Source organism: Paralteromonas sediminis, from assembly GCF_003820355.1.
GTDB classification, from domain to species: Bacteria; Pseudomonadota; Gammaproteobacteria; order Enterobacterales; family Alteromonadaceae; genus Alteromonas_F; species Alteromonas_F sediminis.
This window is the reverse complement of sequence record NZ_RPOK01000001.1, coordinates 797266-813032: the sequence shown is the minus strand read 5'-3', so window position 1 is coordinate 813032 and position 15767 is coordinate 797266. Positions and strand designations below refer to the sequence as shown.

The 15767-nt window shown below is 40.3% G+C and carries 16 protein-coding genes; 3 read left to right on the top strand and 13 right to left on the bottom strand.

The genetic code is table 11. From position 1 onward, the window contains the following. The first annotated feature begins 8 nt into the window (after positions 1-8). The 3 genes from DRW07_RS03690 to DRW07_RS03680 are packed head-to-tail and all read left to right on the top strand — an operon-like array spanning position 9 to position 2309. A complete protein-coding gene (locus DRW07_RS03690; protein WP_124026519.1) occupies positions 9-728 on the top strand; it encodes a tyrosine-protein phosphatase in 720 nt (239 codons plus the stop codon). Continuing rightward, positions 713-1855: a nucleotidyltransferase family protein gene (locus DRW07_RS03685; protein WP_124026518.1), complete on the top strand. Its 1143-nt coding sequence runs from the start codon at positions 713-715 to the stop codon at positions 1853-1855. The genes DRW07_RS03690 and DRW07_RS03685 overlap by 16 nt, the downstream gene beginning before the upstream one ends. Then, positions 1842-2309: a VanZ family protein gene (locus DRW07_RS03680; RefSeq protein ID WP_124026517.1), complete on the top strand. Its 468-nt coding sequence runs from the start codon at positions 1842-1844 to the stop codon at positions 2307-2309. Before DRW07_RS03685 ends, DRW07_RS03680 begins: the two co-directional genes overlap by 14 nt. Positions 2310-2324: 15 nt before the next feature. On the opposite strand, the gene DRW07_RS03675 is transcribed toward DRW07_RS03680, so the two are convergent. From DRW07_RS03675 to rplS, 13 genes are all read right to left on the bottom strand, one after another. After that, positions 2325-2774, bottom strand: coding sequence for a GDP-mannose mannosyl hydrolase (locus DRW07_RS03675; RefSeq protein WP_124026516.1), 450 nt, complete (start codon positions 2772-2774; stop codon positions 2325-2327). Position 2775: 1 nt separating this feature from the next. Continuing rightward, a complete protein-coding gene (fcl, locus tag DRW07_RS03670; RefSeq protein ID WP_124026515.1) occupies positions 2776-3735 on the bottom strand; it encodes a GDP-L-fucose synthase in 960 nt (319 codons plus the stop codon). 6 nt (positions 3736-3741) lie between these two features. Then, on the bottom strand, positions 3742-4869 hold the full coding sequence (gmd, locus tag DRW07_RS03665; RefSeq protein WP_124026514.1) for a GDP-mannose 4,6-dehydratase: 1128 nt from the start codon (positions 4867-4869) through the stop codon (positions 3742-3744). Continuing rightward, positions 4866-6113 (bottom strand): WcaI family glycosyltransferase, encoded by a 1248-nt coding sequence (locus DRW07_RS03660; RefSeq protein ID WP_124026513.1) that lies wholly within the window; start codon positions 6111-6113, stop codon positions 4866-4868. Before DRW07_RS03660 ends, gmd begins: the two co-directional genes overlap by 4 nt. Continuing rightward, positions 6114-7028, bottom strand: a complete 915-nt coding sequence (locus tag DRW07_RS03655; RefSeq protein ID WP_124026512.1) for a glycosyltransferase family 2 protein — start codon at positions 7026-7028, stop codon at positions 6114-6116. 2 nt (positions 7029-7030) lie between these two features. Continuing rightward, a complete protein-coding gene (locus DRW07_RS03650) occupies positions 7031-7585 on the bottom strand; it encodes an LbetaH domain-containing protein (RefSeq protein WP_124026511.1) in 555 nt (184 codons plus the stop codon). A gap of 2 nt (positions 7586-7587) precedes the next feature. After that, complete coding sequence (locus tag DRW07_RS03645; protein ID WP_124026510.1) at positions 7588-8733, bottom strand: glycosyltransferase; 1146 nt, start codon at positions 8731-8733, stop codon at positions 7588-7590. 51 nt (positions 8734-8784) lie between these two features. Then, positions 8785-9837: a glycosyltransferase gene (locus tag DRW07_RS03640; RefSeq protein ID WP_124026509.1), complete on the bottom strand. Its 1053-nt coding sequence runs from the start codon at positions 9835-9837 to the stop codon at positions 8785-8787. 40 nt (positions 9838-9877) lie between these two features. After that, positions 9878-11092, bottom strand: coding sequence for an O-antigen ligase family protein (locus DRW07_RS03635; protein WP_124026508.1), 1215 nt, complete (start codon positions 11090-11092; stop codon positions 9878-9880). A gap of 19 nt (positions 11093-11111) precedes the next feature. Further along, on the bottom strand, positions 11112-12509 hold the full coding sequence (locus tag DRW07_RS03630; RefSeq protein ID WP_124026507.1) for a lipopolysaccharide biosynthesis protein: 1398 nt from the start codon (positions 12507-12509) through the stop codon (positions 11112-11114). Positions 12510-12548: 39 nt separating this feature from the next. Then, positions 12549-13952, bottom strand: a complete 1404-nt coding sequence (locus DRW07_RS03625) for an undecaprenyl-phosphate glucose phosphotransferase (protein ID WP_124026506.1) — start codon at positions 13950-13952, stop codon at positions 12549-12551. A gap of 53 nt (positions 13953-14005) precedes the next feature. Then, positions 14006-14956, bottom strand: coding sequence for a phosphoenolpyruvate carboxykinase (ATP) (locus tag DRW07_RS03620; protein ID WP_124026505.1), 951 nt, complete (start codon positions 14954-14956; stop codon positions 14006-14008). 444 nt (positions 14957-15400) lie between these two features. Further along, positions 15401-15760, bottom strand: a complete 360-nt coding sequence (rplS, locus tag DRW07_RS03615) for a 50S ribosomal protein L19 (RefSeq protein ID WP_124026842.1) — start codon at positions 15758-15760, stop codon at positions 15401-15403. Between the last annotated feature and the right edge of the window lie 7 nt (positions 15761-15767).

Sequence of the window (15767 nt, the reverse complement as noted above, 5' to 3'; positions counted from 1 at the left end):
AAGTACTTATGATAGATATTCACGCGCACATCCTGCCCGGCGTTGACGACGGCGCCCGCAATAATCAGGAAGCCCTGGACATGCTTCGCATGGCGGTAGACCAGGGTGTGACCGTGCAGTATTTAACGCCGCATATTCATTTTGGTCGCTACCCCAATCAACAAGCCGACCTTGAACAGCGATTTAACGAATTCAAGGAGCTAGCAGACAGCAACAATATTAAGGTTGAACTGCGTCTTGGCGCAGAACTTCGTATAGGCCCTGAGTTGATGATGCTGGCCAAACAAAATGCCATTCCCACACTGGGTGAGCAGAACGGAAAAAAACTGTTTTTACTGGAGTTTCCCCGTGCCGAAGTGCCCCATGGCAGCGACAACCTCATTAGTTGGCTTATCCAACAGGGTTATATGCCCATCATTGTTCACCCGGAACGCAACCATGCGTTTATCAAGCGCCCTGAGAAACTAGCGCAATTAATGGCATTTGGCTGCCCTATTCAGCTTACCGCATCCAGTATTACCGGTAAGTTTGGTGAAGACTGTCAAAAGTTTGCCTTAGCGATGATTAAAGAAAACAAGGTACTTGCAGTTGCCAGTGATTGTCACAATCTAAAAGGCAGAAAGCCGGATTTGGGCGAGACTGGGGATTGGTTACATAAAGAGGGCTATACTGGCATCAACTTCTTTCCCAGTTTTGCTAAAAGGCGTCTTAGATGCGTGGGAAGTTAGAAGAAATAGAACTACTACGCGGTCTTTTTTTGGCATGTCATAAAGAGGACTTTTTAGCAGTAGACGCTACTATTGAGTCACGAGGAATACCTTTCCTAAAGTCAGTTTGTATTGCACATGGTATCTCAGGTTACTTGGTTGATGTTGTCACTCAGTCGTCCCAAACCTTACCAGCTAATGTCGCTGCATTAGTCACTGAGCTATCAGAATATTGCACCCAACTTAAGATACAGAATGGCTTTCAAGAGCAATATATCCGGTCGGTATTAGAAGAACTTGAAAAAAAAGACGTGGACTTCGTTTTACTGAAAGGTCGGGCACTTCAAAGATATTTGTATAAAAAACAAGAATTCAGACCTGCTTCAGATGTAGATATCTTAATAAAACCGTGCGCTAAAGCCAAAGCTATAGAAGTCTTTACTAATCAAGGTTTCTACAATCCAAGACGTTGGGAACCTAAATATATTGTTAACCAATTTAGCCAAAGAAAAGTGATTGCCCCCGGTGTCAAGGTTGATTTCGACATTCACTTAAAAATTAGTAACAATCCCATTATCGATGAACTGCTTCCCGCAGAAGAGGCTTTTTGCAACACACTACAATCGCGTCTTACGCCAAAATATGCACTCTTTCACGCCATACTTCATATGATTGGCCATCGTCATCAAAGCGACTGTATAAAAGCAGTTTGGTTGCTGGATATTGTATTGTTAATAGATTTATTAACGGAGCATGATTGGAAATCTTTCACAGAAATAACCAAACAAAAAAACTGTTTGCATCTTGTTTACGCAGCTTTTGAAGAGGTAAATAGCCTGTTTCCTAACAAGAGAGCCAGCCAATACCTCAAAGAAATGCGTGCTTCAGACTCCGTACCTAACAAAGAGATAATGTTTCTTTTGAGTTCGCCTTCTCAAGCGAAAATGTTTGCTTTTTATTTTTCCAAGATCCGCGGTATCAAACACAAACTGAATTATTTCCTTGAAAGCTTCGTTCCAAATCCAAATGAGGTTTACAACAAATATGGTCGAAAGCCAGCTTGGTCACTGCCTTATTGGTATATAAAAAGAATCAGTGGCGGCCTGTTTAAAACCCTTTTGAAAAGCAAAAGCCATGAGCAAAACTAACTCTCCGCCTAAGCATCTGGTAGCAGGCTTGCTAATACTATTTGCTATTTGCACACTTCCCTTGTTTTTTGTGAGTGTAAAAAATCTCAACTTGCCAGAGTCTACACAAAAGCTTCAGGATGGCTCACACATCTTTATCTTTTTAGCCTTTGGTTTTTTGCTTTTTGCGTCTATTAAACGAACGCTATTTGAAAAATCGGCCTACACTTTCCTCATTTTGTTCATCGCCAGCTATACAATTGAAGTTGTGCAAGATTATGTGGGGCGAACGTTTCAGGTAGAAGACATTGTACGCAACATGTTAGGAGTGAGCCTTAGCTTATGTATTATGCTATGCATAAAGTCTAAAACGCTGACTGGAAAAACAATAAGCGGCGTTGGATTATTGGCCGTTTTTGCACTCTGCTATCTTGAACTGGCACCGGCATTTAGACAGGCTTTGCAAAGCTTTTAACTATTAAGGGCCTATTTATAAAAAATACAGCTTGGTATGCTGATGTACAGTGGAGGATTTTGTCAGTTCACTTACGGCTAGCCAAGCATACTCGTTATGCTGACCTAAAGGTAACTCTAATTCGCTTTGTAAAACCTGAAGTTGGTAGGCAATGGCCACATAGTGCGTAGACACCTGATCACCAAACACAAAGTCATCATAAAAGTGATCATAAGGGCCTTGTAGGGTTGCCTCTTTAATAGAGTATTGTTTACCGAGTTCCTCTTGAGTTAAACGCAGGAAGGCCTTCGCCAGTGATTCATTCTTTTGAATGCGTCCGCCGGGCACAAACCAATATCCTTTAGCTGGCCTGTTTACGCGTTTGCCTAAAAGCACCTCACCGTTTTCATTGCTCACTACCAGATCAATCGATACTAAAGGCGTGGAGTCGATAACTGTGGTAAAGGTGCTTTTATCCAGAAACATACTATTTCCTAAATTTGTCCTGATTATTCAAGAACCAAGTGTAGGTACTGGAAAGGCCATTACTTAACGATATCGAATAGGCCCAGCCCAAACTTTTAAGCCTACTAACATCCATTAGTTTTCTGGGGGTCCCATCTGGCTTACTTGCATCAAATTCCAGTTCGCCTTCAAAACCGACCACTGAAGCCATAGTTTCGGCTAGTTCACGAATAGTGCAGTCTACCCCTGTGCCTACGTTTATATGTGACAACATAGGCTCGGTATTGGCCGCATAAGTTTTGCTGTCTAAGTTCATAACGTGAATACTGGCAGCGGCCATATCGTCTACATGCAAAAATTCACGCATAGGCTTGCCACTACCCCACACAGTAACCTTTTTATCACCCGCCAGCTTCGCTTCGTGGAACCGACGCATTAACGCAGGAATAACATGAGAATTTTCTGGGTGAAAGTTGTCATTTTCACCGTACAGGTTGGTTGGCATAACAGAGCGGTAGTCCACGCCATATTGCCTGTTATACGACTCGCACATTTTTATACCAGCAATCTTGGCAATGGCGTAAGGCTCGTTGGTGGGCTCTAACGTACCGGTTAGCAGCGCATGCTCTGTCATTGGCTGTTCAGCCAATTTTGGATAAATGCATGAAGAACCTAAAAAGAGCAGCTGCTTCACGCCGCTTTTATAAGCACCTTCAATAATGTTGTTTTGAATGGTTAGGTTTTGGTAAATGAACTCTGCCGGATAGGTATTGTTTGCCACAATACCGCCAACCTTGGCGGCAGCCAGATAAACCTGGTCCACCTTTTGTTGCTCAAAAAAAGCAAACACGGCGGCTTGATCAAGCAAATCTAACTTTTCTCTGCCTGCTGTAACAATTATCGCATCAGTATTTTCAAGCTGGCGAACAATAGCAGAGCCCACCATACCGCGATGGCCGGCAACAAATATACGCTTGGTCATACTAAATTACTCTATAGCTACCGAAATTTTGTGACCATGCGCTTTAAGCAGTGCAACTTGCTTTGCTTTTTGAATATCGTCTCTGACCATTTCAGCGCACATTTCTTCAACGGTTATTTCAGGTACCCAGCCCAATTTCTCTTTTGCTTTAGTTGGGTCGCCAAGTAAGGTTTCTACTTCTGCCGGACGGAAATAACGTGGGTCAACCTTAACAATCACATCACCTACTTTTACACCAGGTGCTATATCAGCATCGACAGCCGTAACAGTAGCGATTTCATCGACACCTTCACCACTAAACTCAAGCTCAATGCCCGCTTCTTTAGCTGTCATAGTAACAAACTCACGCACTGAGATCTGCTTACCGGTAGCAATTACAAAATCTTCTGGGTTATCTTGCTGCAACATCATCCACTGCATGCGAACATAGTCTTTGGCATGCCCCCAGTCACGTAAAGCATCCATATTGCCTAAGTACAAGCAAGCCTCTAGCCCTTGGGAGATGTTGGCAATACCACGAGTAATTTTGCGGGTAACAAAGGTTTCACCACGGCGTGGTGACTCGTGGTTAAACAAAATACCATTACATGCATAAATGCCGTACGACTCACGATAGTTAACCGTAATCCAGTAGGCATACATTTTTGCTACAGCATAGGGCGAACGCGGATAAAAAGGTGTGGTTTCTTTTTGCGGGATTTCCTGCACTAAGCCGTATAGCTCAGAGGTAGAAGCCTGATAAAAACGGGTCTTATTTTCTAATCCTAAAAAACGAATGGCCTCAAGCAATCGTAACGTTCCAATGGCATCAACATCAGCGGTATATTCGGGCGCTTCAAACGAGACTGCCACATGTGACTGTGCACCTAGGTTATACACCTCATCTGGCTGTACTTCTTGCAGTATGCGCGTAAGGTTGGAGGTATCGGTCAAGTCACCGTAATGCAGCTTAAAGCTCTGATTTTTTACGTGCGGGTCTTCATAGATGTGGTCAACCCTTTCTGTATTAAACAAAGAGGCGCGGCGTTTGATACCGTGAACTTCGTACCCTTTTTCTAATAAAAATTCTGCTAAGTAACTACCATCTTGTCCCGTTACACCGGTAATCAATGCCACTTTCTTATCCGTACTCATTTTCCGGCTCCTCCACTCTCAACCAAGTTATTTAGATCCCGACAATATTGGTCAATGACGGCATCTTTATTCAAATTATTTTCTGCATATGTGCGAGCAACCATGTTTGGCGCTGTTTCACCCTTTTTGAAATGATTTTTTATAGCCTGTATCAGTACTTTCGTAGATTCAGGTTCTATCAAATCATAAATGCCTGGATGCTTGCTTTCTATTGCGCCAAGCTCGGTGTTTGGCTCTGCTGTTACTATTGCATTTCCTCCAGCGGCCAATATATTCGTTAACTTCGACGGTAGTACTGCGTCAGCGGCGCCCTTTTTCTGTATAACCAGGTGCAAGTCTGCCAATGCCAACATTTGCGGCACTTTTTCCCACGGTTGAAGCGGTTTAAAAAAAACATTACTCAGGTTTGCCTGTTGGGCTAATGATTCAAGCTCTGAGACATAGGCCCCCGCGCCAACCATAACAAACTTAACAGATTCGTTTTCTGAAAATGATTTGGCCGCCTCAATTACAATATCCAGACCTTGCTTCAGGCTAATGTTGCCTGCGTAAAGAACTATTTTGTCATGTTCCTGAAAGCCCCATTCAGCCTTCAATTTTCGACCACATGTATTGGGCGTAACAAAGTCAATATCAGACCAATTTGGAAAAAAGATTAACTTGTCTTTATCAACACCTTTGGCTTCAGCATTTTTCATCATCGAATAAGATATTGTTGATATTGCGTCAAAGCGCCTCAACATAAAACGTTCAAAACCGCGAGCCAACTTGCCAACCCACTTATTACTAGACATCCCCAAACCGAGCATAGCGTCTACTTCAAAGTCTTGAATATGCATTACTGATTTGGATCGGGTTAAAAAGCAATAAAACAAAGTAAAAGGGGCGCAAAACAGTGTGGGTTGGACCAAAATCACCACATCCGGCCTTAACGTTATTTTAGATATAAGTGCACCAAAAGAGCTGATAGTAAAAGAAAGTAAATGTAGAACTCTTTTTACTGTCGTTACTTTTTTAGGGACATAAACGGGACAACGGGTGACTCTTACCCCATTCAAAAATTGACTAACGTACTTGGCCGACTCATAGCCTTTATGAACTTCCCATTCAGGATAATAAGGTGGTGCAACAACCGCATAAACCGTATGCCCTCGGTCTACCATGACAGGACACATTTCACCGTTATATTTGCCTATGCCCGTAAGTTCGGGAGAATAATTGAGACTGTGTAGGAGTAGTTTCATCTAAAGTTCAAGCCCGGTTAACTCTTTTAAAACTGCCAACCTTTCATCATTTGTTTGACAGGATAAGAGAAGTTGTTCAGCCTCGAAAACCCGCAGATCAACCATACTTCTGTACCAATAGCCCTGCATATAATGGAATGCAAACCCCCTTTTGCCATCCAGAAAACCCAAACGTAGAAAATATCTGTAAAGGAAATACAAGAGAGGTCTAACGAAAATTGGTAACTTGTTATAAATTTTCTCTTTAAAGTATCTTTTTATTTTAGCTTGATTTGTTTTTTGGTCGTTAAGTAGCGATTCATCTAAAGGGAAGAAATTGTATTTTTTATCGAGTATGTCAATCATTTCCCTGTCAGCATACTTATTATGCTTTTCCGTCCACCAGCGATTATTGTTCAAATTATCATCTACTATGTGACCGTTGAGCTGGCAAGTCATACCGCCATCCTCCAGTACGATATGCTCATCCATCCATCTGTTTTCAATTCTTCCCTTACCAAATCGCCAAATCCTAAGCAAATTTAAGGGATAAACAGCACCCCGTTTAATCCATTTGCCAAGAAAGAAATATTTTCTCCGTATATATATTCCTTGTATTTCCTCTCTTATTTCCGAAATAAACAAACCACTTTTTAATTCATTTTGCAGATCGTTTTCTATATATTCATCTGCGTCCATTCTCATTACCCATTCTGTTTGAATAGGGCAATTATCAAGAGCCCATTGAAACTGGGTAGCATAATTTTTCCATGGGTTTTGATAAACGACCGCGCCTAGCTCATTGCAAATAGAGACAGTTTTGTCGTTAGAAAAACTATCAATTACAAAGATATTTTTAGTTATAGGCAGAAGAGATTCAATGCATCTGCGGATATGAAGTTCTTCGTTGTAGGTTAATATAATTACTGAGATCATACCTAATCGAACCTCTCTCTATCATTAACTTTTCGTGCAGGATTACCAGCATATACACTCCAACTCTCCGTGTTTTTATTCACAACAGCCCTTGCCCCGATAACACAACCATCTGCCACATTAACATTAGGCCCAATAAAAGCATCTGCACAAATCCAAGCATGTTTTCCAATAGTTATTGGTCCTAGTATTAGAGGATGCAGAGGGTCATTGTAATCATGAGTACTGGCACATATATAGGCACCCTGACTAATCGTTGCGCCTTCACTTATTACCACTCTTCCTTGATTGTAAAGTTTTACGCTAGGACCCAGAGTTGATTTATGTTTCATTTCTAGGTTTCCCGGCAACCAGATCTTAGCGCTAGGATAGATGTTTACACCGTGCCCCAATTTTGAGCCAAAAGCTCTCAATAAAAACCGCCTCCAAAAAAATAAAGGAGTTGGGCTGAACCTAAATAGAACTAAGTAACAACAAAGCCAAAGTAACCTCAACATTTTATTTGATAATGAGAAGGTCGGTGAGTTTAAAGATTTCTTCTGAAGCGGTTCATTCATCTTTATCTAATTCTCGATTTGCCTATATTAGTCAATAGCTGTTCGAAGCTACTTATTGCTGCCTGTATAGAGAATCTATCTCGAAAACACTCTTCAGCCTTAGAACGCATTACATTCCTTTCATGGTCACTTAAACCAAACCAATTCGTAATTAGTTTTTGAATACCTTCCAAATCGTCGTTTTCAACAAAACCGCAAGAGTATTTATCAACCTCACGCCAAATATTTACCTTGTTTGTTATAAGCACAGGTGTCGCTACGGACAGAGCCTCTGCGACGACTATTCCAAAATTTTCTTGATGAGATGGCAATACGAAAAAATCAGCTTTTTTAAAGGCGTACCACTTTTTATCACCTTCCAACATTCCTACCCAGTGTACTCTGTCGACAAAGTTTGAAGGAACAAGCTTTAATAACTCGTCCTTGTATTTATCTGCACAAGGCCCCGCTATGACTAAATCAAAATCCTTAGGAATACATTCCGAACTTGTAAAACACTTAAGCAATAGGTCAAGCCCCTTTTTGGGATGAACCCTACTAAGAAAAAGTCCAAAGCGTCGCTCACTAGCATTAGATTCGTCAGAGTAATCAGTGCGAGCTAAATTACGTTCACCATCAACACCTAGAGTTACAATAAAAGAACTAAATTTAGCTTTAGGAAAAGAAAGTTTCGCTAGATTTTTCTCTTCTTCACAAGTAAATATTACCTTTTTAGAAAAATTAAGAATATTTCTTTCAACCAAAAACCAAAAAGGCAGTTTTTTCAGATACTTTGCTCTGTTTTTATTAAAATATGGGTCTAGCATTCCATGAGTATAAACGCAGAAAGGCACCTTAAAAAACTTTATTACATAACCTCCCACTAAGAAAAACTGCCAAAGTCCATCAAAAATTACTAAATCATATCCCTTAACATTATCGAACAACCATTTTAAATACCTAAAATGGATGCCATAAGTAGAAAATGCTTTTCCTAAAGAGATTACTTTATAACTCTTGTCTTGGTTCCACTGGGCTTCGGACTCATCAAAACAAAGAACATCCATTTCCCACTTTCTATCTGCTTGAACCTTTGCTAGCTGATCAATGGCCTCAGAGACACCCCCTGCTCTTGGATCCATTGTTCTCACAATACGTAAAACTTTCAATTTAATCACCGTCCGCAAAAAAGCAATTCTCAATGGTAGCTTGTTGATTAATCATTGATTCGAAAGCACCCTCTTAATTCTTGATGCAAGTGAAGGCTCGGTTATCGTCTTATATTTTTTAAAGGCGTTCAGTTGCATTTGCTCCAAATTCTTTTTATTTGACAATGCATTATGCAAAACTCCAAAAAGACTATCTTTATCTCCTTTTTCAAAATAGAAACCATCAAACTCATGATTTACATAGCTTGGTTCTGGCCCCATATGCTCTCGTAGGGAGGAATGAATTACTGGTGGAAGTGATAAAGACATAAAGTGAAGGACACTAAGCCCAGCATTACCAGGATAGCAACCTAAACAACACCCTTCTGATATTTCTGAAATTGTTTTTCCATCATAAATCTCTCCTTCGAAATGTATGAAGGGACAATTTTTGTATTGTTCTATCAAACTGGATGAATCAGCACCGTCTCCAACAACAAACAATTCTGCACGATGTAACCTATTAAGTTCAGGCATAATCTCTAATAGCAATTTCAGATTACTACCCTCACGAAGCCTACCTATATAAAGAATCCCTGTGTTAATAGTTTTATGGCATACCGGATAATTATTAACGATACTATTCTCTACTGTAACTGACTTTTTAAAAAGACGTGTACCCTTCAATGAAATTTTACAGGTGTCTGTGTAGCAAAGATATTGATGACATAAAAAAGAATATAGATTAGCTAGACTTTTTCGAAAAAAACCAACGTCCTTGTCATAAAATCCCTGGCCATGCAAAACAACCTTTGTTCCAAAAGCAATACTTAAAAGCAAAAGTACCCAATTTGAAATATAACGTGGATTTGCACTTAAGAATAAAACATCAGGCTTTTTTTGCAGAAAGGTAGACACCAACTTTTCTTGCCAGAAAAATTTTTTGTTAAAAAACGACACTTCTTTAGCTTCAATAAAAGTAAACAATGACGAAGTCAAATCATCTACACCATAACTTTTATCCATTGAAGCTAAGACATATGTTTTATAGTCTTTTGCTAATTCTTCGAAAACGGGAAGCCTATACTTTGTTAAATATGGCTGTTGAATCAATAAGATTTTCACCAATAAACCTTTAAAAATATTCCACTAAACACAAGTCACTCTAAGCTTTATGAGACGAATCTGTAAATGCAACTGATTTCTTAGAAATTACTGACAATAAAATTATAAATAGTAACTTTGCTACACTATACCCCTCAAGCAAAAACCCTTCGAAAGTTGCATAAAGCAGTAAACCCATCACAGCACTTACAACTGTCACATTCAAAGTATTGGGCGCAGAGAGTTTCAATATCGTTACAATTATTCGAAATAATAAAAGTAAAAAAATGATAAGTAAAAAACCCGCCACAATACCACCATTAGCTAAAAGCGCTAGATAAGAACTGGAAGTAGACTCAGTCTCCATAGGAGCTCCTATAAGCGGATTCTCTGAAAATACTCGCCATAGATCTTTGAAAACAAATGAACGGGTGTTTTCTGTCATTGATAAACGCTCAAAATTTTCACTAAAAGGAGAATTTTGTATTTCTAGACTAGTTATCATCGTTACCAAAAAAAACCCGACAATCGACACAAAGAAAAAAATTAAAAGTTTATTTTTAGCAAAAAAGAAATATACAAATGCAGACAATATGGCTACAGCAAAAGATCCTCTTGAACCAGAAATTAAAACAATGAAAATCAATAGAAAACAATTTAGAGAAAATACAAACCTTTCAGCAGTATTGCTATAAAACTTATCTGCTACAAAGCAAGAGAACGGAAGTAGAACCGCAGCGTATCCACCTACAAAATTTGGATGAGCAGTCACCCCCCAAAAGCGGCCAGCCCACATCGTATTATGCTCATTAACTACTAACTCATAACAATTCACTACCGCAAAAAATAGTGAGAAATAACTCACAGCTTTCAAAAGACTTAAATAATTCGAGCCTGAAGTTTCCTCATAGAAATAAGTTGAAACTAATAATACTAATAATACCGAGACAAAATCATTTATCGAACCACCTCCATTTAATAGCAAAACAACAAGTAGCCACGACATCATAGTAAAATAGACAAAAGGGAGACTTACAACTTTGAATTTGTTGAAGTTTCTTATAAAATAAAAAATCAAGAAAAAAAAGATAAAGAAAAACCAGGCACTAAAAAAACCACTCAGAAGTGTAACCGGAAAAGAAAAACCTCTTGAAAATCCTTGATAAAAATCGCTAGGCGGCTTCAAAAAAGCCCCACCGATCAGACCGAAAAATACAAATTTTTCCCCGGAAAAATATTTATATCTATTCTTAAAAACAGAGTAAGAAAATTGCAAGAAAAACGCCCCTAAAAAATCACAAAACTTCGCACTTGTCGTTCCTATTTTTTCTATTAAATTTTAATATCCAACTAGGAAATATCAATGAATTAAGAAGCAAACCCTTAATCTCAATATCTAAAATCCTTACCACCCTTACTACAATAAAAGGAAGCATCATGAAATCAATAAAGAGGAGACCAGCAGCAATACCGACAAGACCAAAACGATCCGCAAGAAAGCTAGAAGTTGATAACAAAAGCAACGCCAGAAAAAGATTCAAATAAGAAACAAATTTATGATTTGATGTAGCAAGCAAAATTAGAGAAAGTGAATTCCAAATAGTGTTCAAATATAAAGCTAATAGTAGAATTATGAAAAACTGCTTATCTAAATCAACAGTACCACTTGTCCAGAAATAGATAATTTCATCAGACAATAAAAATAGTAAAACAAGCAAGATAGCAATTATCCAAACATTAAATTGCATCAACTTAAAAAGAGTTGAAATGACAGACGATATATTTCCTTTATTGATATTTCTTGTAGTATCTGGCCACAATGTATCTTTTAGTTTATCTGCGATCTGAAATGCAATTCTTGATAAAGTTCTAGAAACGGTAAAAACAACAACTAATGTTGGCCCTAATGTAGCTGAAACAATTATTGTTAGACCTTGTATAAGGCACAAACTTGCCATTGGAATAGCAGAGAAGCCTATAGCCGAAGGGAATAGCTTTCTTACTATTTTAAAATCAACTGAAAATTGCCCAATCAACAACCAATTATTTTTTGAATAAGTTATATACAAAGCTAAAACAAATCCCAATATTCTCCCTATTAGTATGCCAACCGCTGCCATTAGGGGGGTATTAAAAACAACTAAGAAGAGTATGCAAACGACAAACTCTATTATTCTCACAATGCCAGACAAAAATGCTGCAGTAGCATACAGACCATTGCACTTTAAAGCTGGCCATAGAGTTTGACATTGGATAATAAAGAAAACTTGTATAAGAAATAATGAGAGAATGATTGCTGTATCTTCACTCAGTTTCTCTATGTTGAACAATGGAGAAATGTCAATTGAATTGACTCCAAAAAGCAAAGATACAACCAAAATTGAACAAAGAGTTGTCACCATTGACCAAGCACTTCGATAAACTGACGATGCGAGAGACAATAAATTTGAAGAAACAGCCTTTGTCATTTCATTAGAGGCTGAGTTGGCGAAGCCAAACTCAATTAAAGTGAGGTATGCAGGTATAGCGCTAAGTACCAACCACTCTCCATAAAGCCCAACGCCCCAATAATGTATAAATAAAGGGACACTTACAACTTGTATCAATATAGTCACAATTTGACAGAAGACATTCGCAGAAACACCTTTAGCAATTCTGCTTTTGAAACTGTCATTAAAATTATTAATTTGCATTAGAACGCTTTGGCTTTGAAATAATGTTTGGTGATAGGATTAGTAAGCATTTTTGTTCACAAAGCCTTTGAATAAAGTAAGTATAAGAATCTTAAAGTCCATCCATAATGACCAGTGCCTGATATAGTCCAAATCGTACTCAATACGCTTCTTCATCTTATCCAATGTCTCTGTCTCACCACGCCAGCCATTTACCTGCGCCCAGCCTGTAATACCTGGCTTAACCTTATGGCGCAGCATGTAGAAGTCCACCATCTTTCTGTATTCTTCATTGTGCGCCACCGCATGAGGGCGTGGGCCAATAACTGACATATCACCTTTTAATACATTGATAAATTGCGGCAATTCGTCTAAAGAGGTTCTTCTTAAAAACGCGCCAAAGCGGGTAATACGCGCATCACCCTTGGTGGCCTGAGTAACCACATCACTGTTTTCGGTTACCGTCATAGAACGAAATTTCCACATCTTTATACGTTTGCCGTTTAGGCCGTATCTGTCTTGCTTAAAGATGACCGGCCCTTTTGACGTAAGTTTAATACCAATGGCAATCGCCAGCATAGGCAAGGCGATCAGCGAAAGGATAATGCTGGAAAGCACGATATCTTCAAAACGTTTCAGGGCGGCTGCACCACCCGACATGGGGTTGTTGTACACGCTTAGGGTTTGTATGTTGCCCACGTGCGACATGGTGGTTTGCATCATAGAAAACATAAAGAAATTGGGGATAAGCTGCACATCGGCTGTAGTATCGCCCAAGCGAAACAAAATGTCGCGAATACGGGCTTCGGCTTTCATAGGCATCGCTATAAAAATGGTGTCGTACTGATTAGCTCTGGCAGCGCGTACGCCACTTTCTACATCGCCTACTAGCTTATCGGCAAAGGTGTTGTCGAGTCTGTCCTGGCCGCGGTCGTCATAAAAGGCTTCTACACGGTAGCCCGTTTCTTTACGGTAATTAATTTCGTGAGCCAGCCTGATACCGGCTTCAGACATACCTATAATGGCTACACTGCGCGTGTTATGACCTTTTTTGCGCATATGGGTAAGGAAGATACCAAACAGGGTACGCCAGCTAATCAGCGCCAGCCCGCCCATGCCTATCCATAAGGCGATGGCCACACGTGAATAAGTTTCGGAGGTTTTACTGAAGAACATAAGCAGCAACATTGCGGTAACTGCCACACCCCAAGAAACAAAGGTATAAAAAATAAGTTGTTTGAAGAAGCCTGAACGCCAGCTTCGGTAAAGGGCATTTGATTCGGCGGCAATGGCAAAAGTAATATTGGCTGTCAGGCTTAATAGCAAATAATCGTTGCTAAATTCCAGCCCGTAAATTACCAGCGCCAGCATAAGTGACAGGTGAATAACCAAGAGATCGACGAAGCGATACGCAGCCGCAAAGGTATTCACATTGTTTTTGACAAAACCAGTATGATTCGTCATTGACTTTATCCTTGCATTTTCGAGCGAATTACACGCTAAATTAAGTTTCTAAATTAGTTAGCAAGCCAGTTTGTAACGGCTTGCAATCCCTGTGTGCCTGAAGGGTAAGTAATTACATTCACCTTCATGCCTTCGGCCATTTTGGCCAGGCTCAACATTCTTTGCTGCTCCAGATTTAACGGCCTGTATACCTCACCTAAAATGGTGTTCTGCATCAGTGCCATAACGGCTTCGCCACCTGGTAGCGGTGTCACGGTAAAGTGACCCGGGTCACTTACGTTATCGACTCTTTTTAACAAAAAGATGTCAGTGACCTTTTTCTTATTATGTTGTTGCTCTTGCTGCTTTGTATTTATTGGCACGATGCGTTTTTCAAACTTGTCGTGCACTTTTTTAAATGCTTCGTTTTTATGCGTTGTACTTTCATTAGCATTAAGCACATGCTCAATGCTATTGGGCCACAACCGCATTATGGGCCAGCTGGGGTATACCCCGTATTCCGTTTGCCCTGCCCTGTTTTCTTCATACAGGGCCACCATGTCGTCGGTGAGCAGCGTAAACCCTTGCTGCATTAACGCACCCGACAAGGTTGACTTTCCGGTGCCGCTTGGCGCCAGCACAATAATGGTTCGCTCGCCTTTGCTCAGAGCATTACCGTGCAGGCACATCACTCCGTTTAGTTCCAGCCAGAGCGCTAATCCCATCGACTGAAAATAATGGCTGGCGGGTGTGCCGCCGGGCTGCCAGTCGATGGCAAAAGTGTTGCCCTGTAGTGTAAACCGCCCTTTTCCCTGGCAGTTAATGTTCAGCGTGTACGCGCTGTTATTCTTGTATAGTGCCACCTGTGTGGTGGAGTTATCGTTGTGCTGTTGCCCTTGCCAGATGGGCTCACCACTTAACACAATGGGCTTACCTTCAACCAGCTGTATCGCGTGCTCTACCTGTGTGTGTTCACACCAGGGCTGACAGGCCACACCATGCAATGGCAAGCTAAACCAGTTCATAGCTGGCTTTCTCACGACATGCTTTTTTATGGCAATAGTATGCTGACAAACTTAGTAATTTGTTTTTATCCATCACTTCGCAGCAGATACGATAGCGTCACTTTTTTGGGTGACGTATTCGTCCATAACCCTAACTGTACAGACCAGTTATGCAGGGTACATGCCAACAACAATTTAATTAACCATTTCAGTACGTTAAGTATTTTTTCTGGTTAACCACATGTTAGGAAAATGTACAGTGTAAAAAACCCCGACACCTTGTATCAGGTTTTATGGATGGGTTTGTCAGTATGGCATTGAGGGTGCTGAAAATGGCGGCCTGGCGGGCAGTTGGCAGCGGTTATTTTGCACCATTACTGTGCATCAAAACAGTGCAGACAGGCACAAAAAAGCCCGCGGTGTGCGGGCTTTTTCAGTGTTAACGATAACGCGAAATTAATAAAATTAGTTAAGCTTTTCTTTGATACGTGCAGATTTACCTGAACGCTCACGCAAGTAGTAAAGCTTAGCACGACGAACAGCACCACGGCGCTTCACTTCGATAGAGCCGATAGCCGGGCTGTGTGTTTGGAAAACACGCTCAACGCCTTCGCCGCTTGATACTTTACGAACAGTAAAAGACGAGTGCAAACCACGGTTACGTTTTGCAATTACTACACCTTCGTATGCCTGAAGACGCTCTTTTTCGCCTTCTTTTACACGAACTTTAACAACAACAGTGTCACCTGGGCCAAATGCTGGCACGTCAGTTTTCAACTGTGCTTCTTCAATTTTCTTGATGATATCCTGACTGACTTTACTCATCATATCC

Excerpts from the sequence above, each read along its gene's own strand:
- DRW07_RS03630 (WP_124026507.1), bottom strand. The coding sequence starts at position 12,509 with ATGCAAATTAATAATTTTAATGACAGTTTCAAAAGCAGAATTGCTAAA.
- DRW07_RS03650 (WP_124026511.1), bottom strand. The coding sequence starts at position 7,585 with ATGAATGAACCGCTTCAGAAGAAATCTTTAAACTCACCGACCTTCTCA.
- rplS (WP_124026842.1), bottom strand. The coding sequence starts at position 15,760 with ATGAGTAAAGTCAGTCAGGATATCATCAAGAAAATTGAAGAAGCACAG.
- gmd (WP_124026514.1), bottom strand. The coding sequence starts at position 4,869 with ATGAGTACGGATAAGAAAGTGGCATTGATTACCGGTGTAACGGGACAA.
- DRW07_RS03685 (WP_124026518.1), top strand. The coding sequence starts at position 713 with ATGCGTGGGAAGTTAGAAGAAATAGAACTACTACGCGGTCTTTTTTTG.
- DRW07_RS03675 (WP_124026516.1), bottom strand. The coding sequence starts at position 2,774 with ATGTTTCTGGATAAAAGCACCTTTACCACAGTTATCGACTCCACGCCT.
- DRW07_RS03625 (WP_124026506.1), bottom strand. The coding sequence starts at position 13,952 with ATGACGAATCATACTGGTTTTGTCAAAAACAATGTGAATACCTTTGCG.
- DRW07_RS03620 (WP_124026505.1), bottom strand. The coding sequence starts at position 14,956 with ATGAACTGGTTTAGCTTGCCATTGCATGGTGTGGCCTGTCAGCCCTGG.
- fcl (WP_124026515.1), bottom strand. The coding sequence starts at position 3,735 with ATGACCAAGCGTATATTTGTTGCCGGCCATCGCGGTATGGTGGGCTCT.
- DRW07_RS03690 (WP_124026519.1), top strand. The coding sequence starts at position 9 with ATGATAGATATTCACGCGCACATCCTGCCCGGCGTTGACGACGGCGCC.
- DRW07_RS03680 (WP_124026517.1), top strand. The coding sequence starts at position 1,842 with ATGAGCAAAACTAACTCTCCGCCTAAGCATCTGGTAGCAGGCTTGCTA.
- DRW07_RS03655 (WP_124026512.1), bottom strand. The coding sequence starts at position 7,028 with ATGATCTCAGTAATTATATTAACCTACAACGAAGAACTTCATATCCGC.
- DRW07_RS03660 (WP_124026513.1), bottom strand. The coding sequence starts at position 6,113 with ATGAAACTACTCCTACACAGTCTCAATTATTCTCCCGAACTTACGGGC.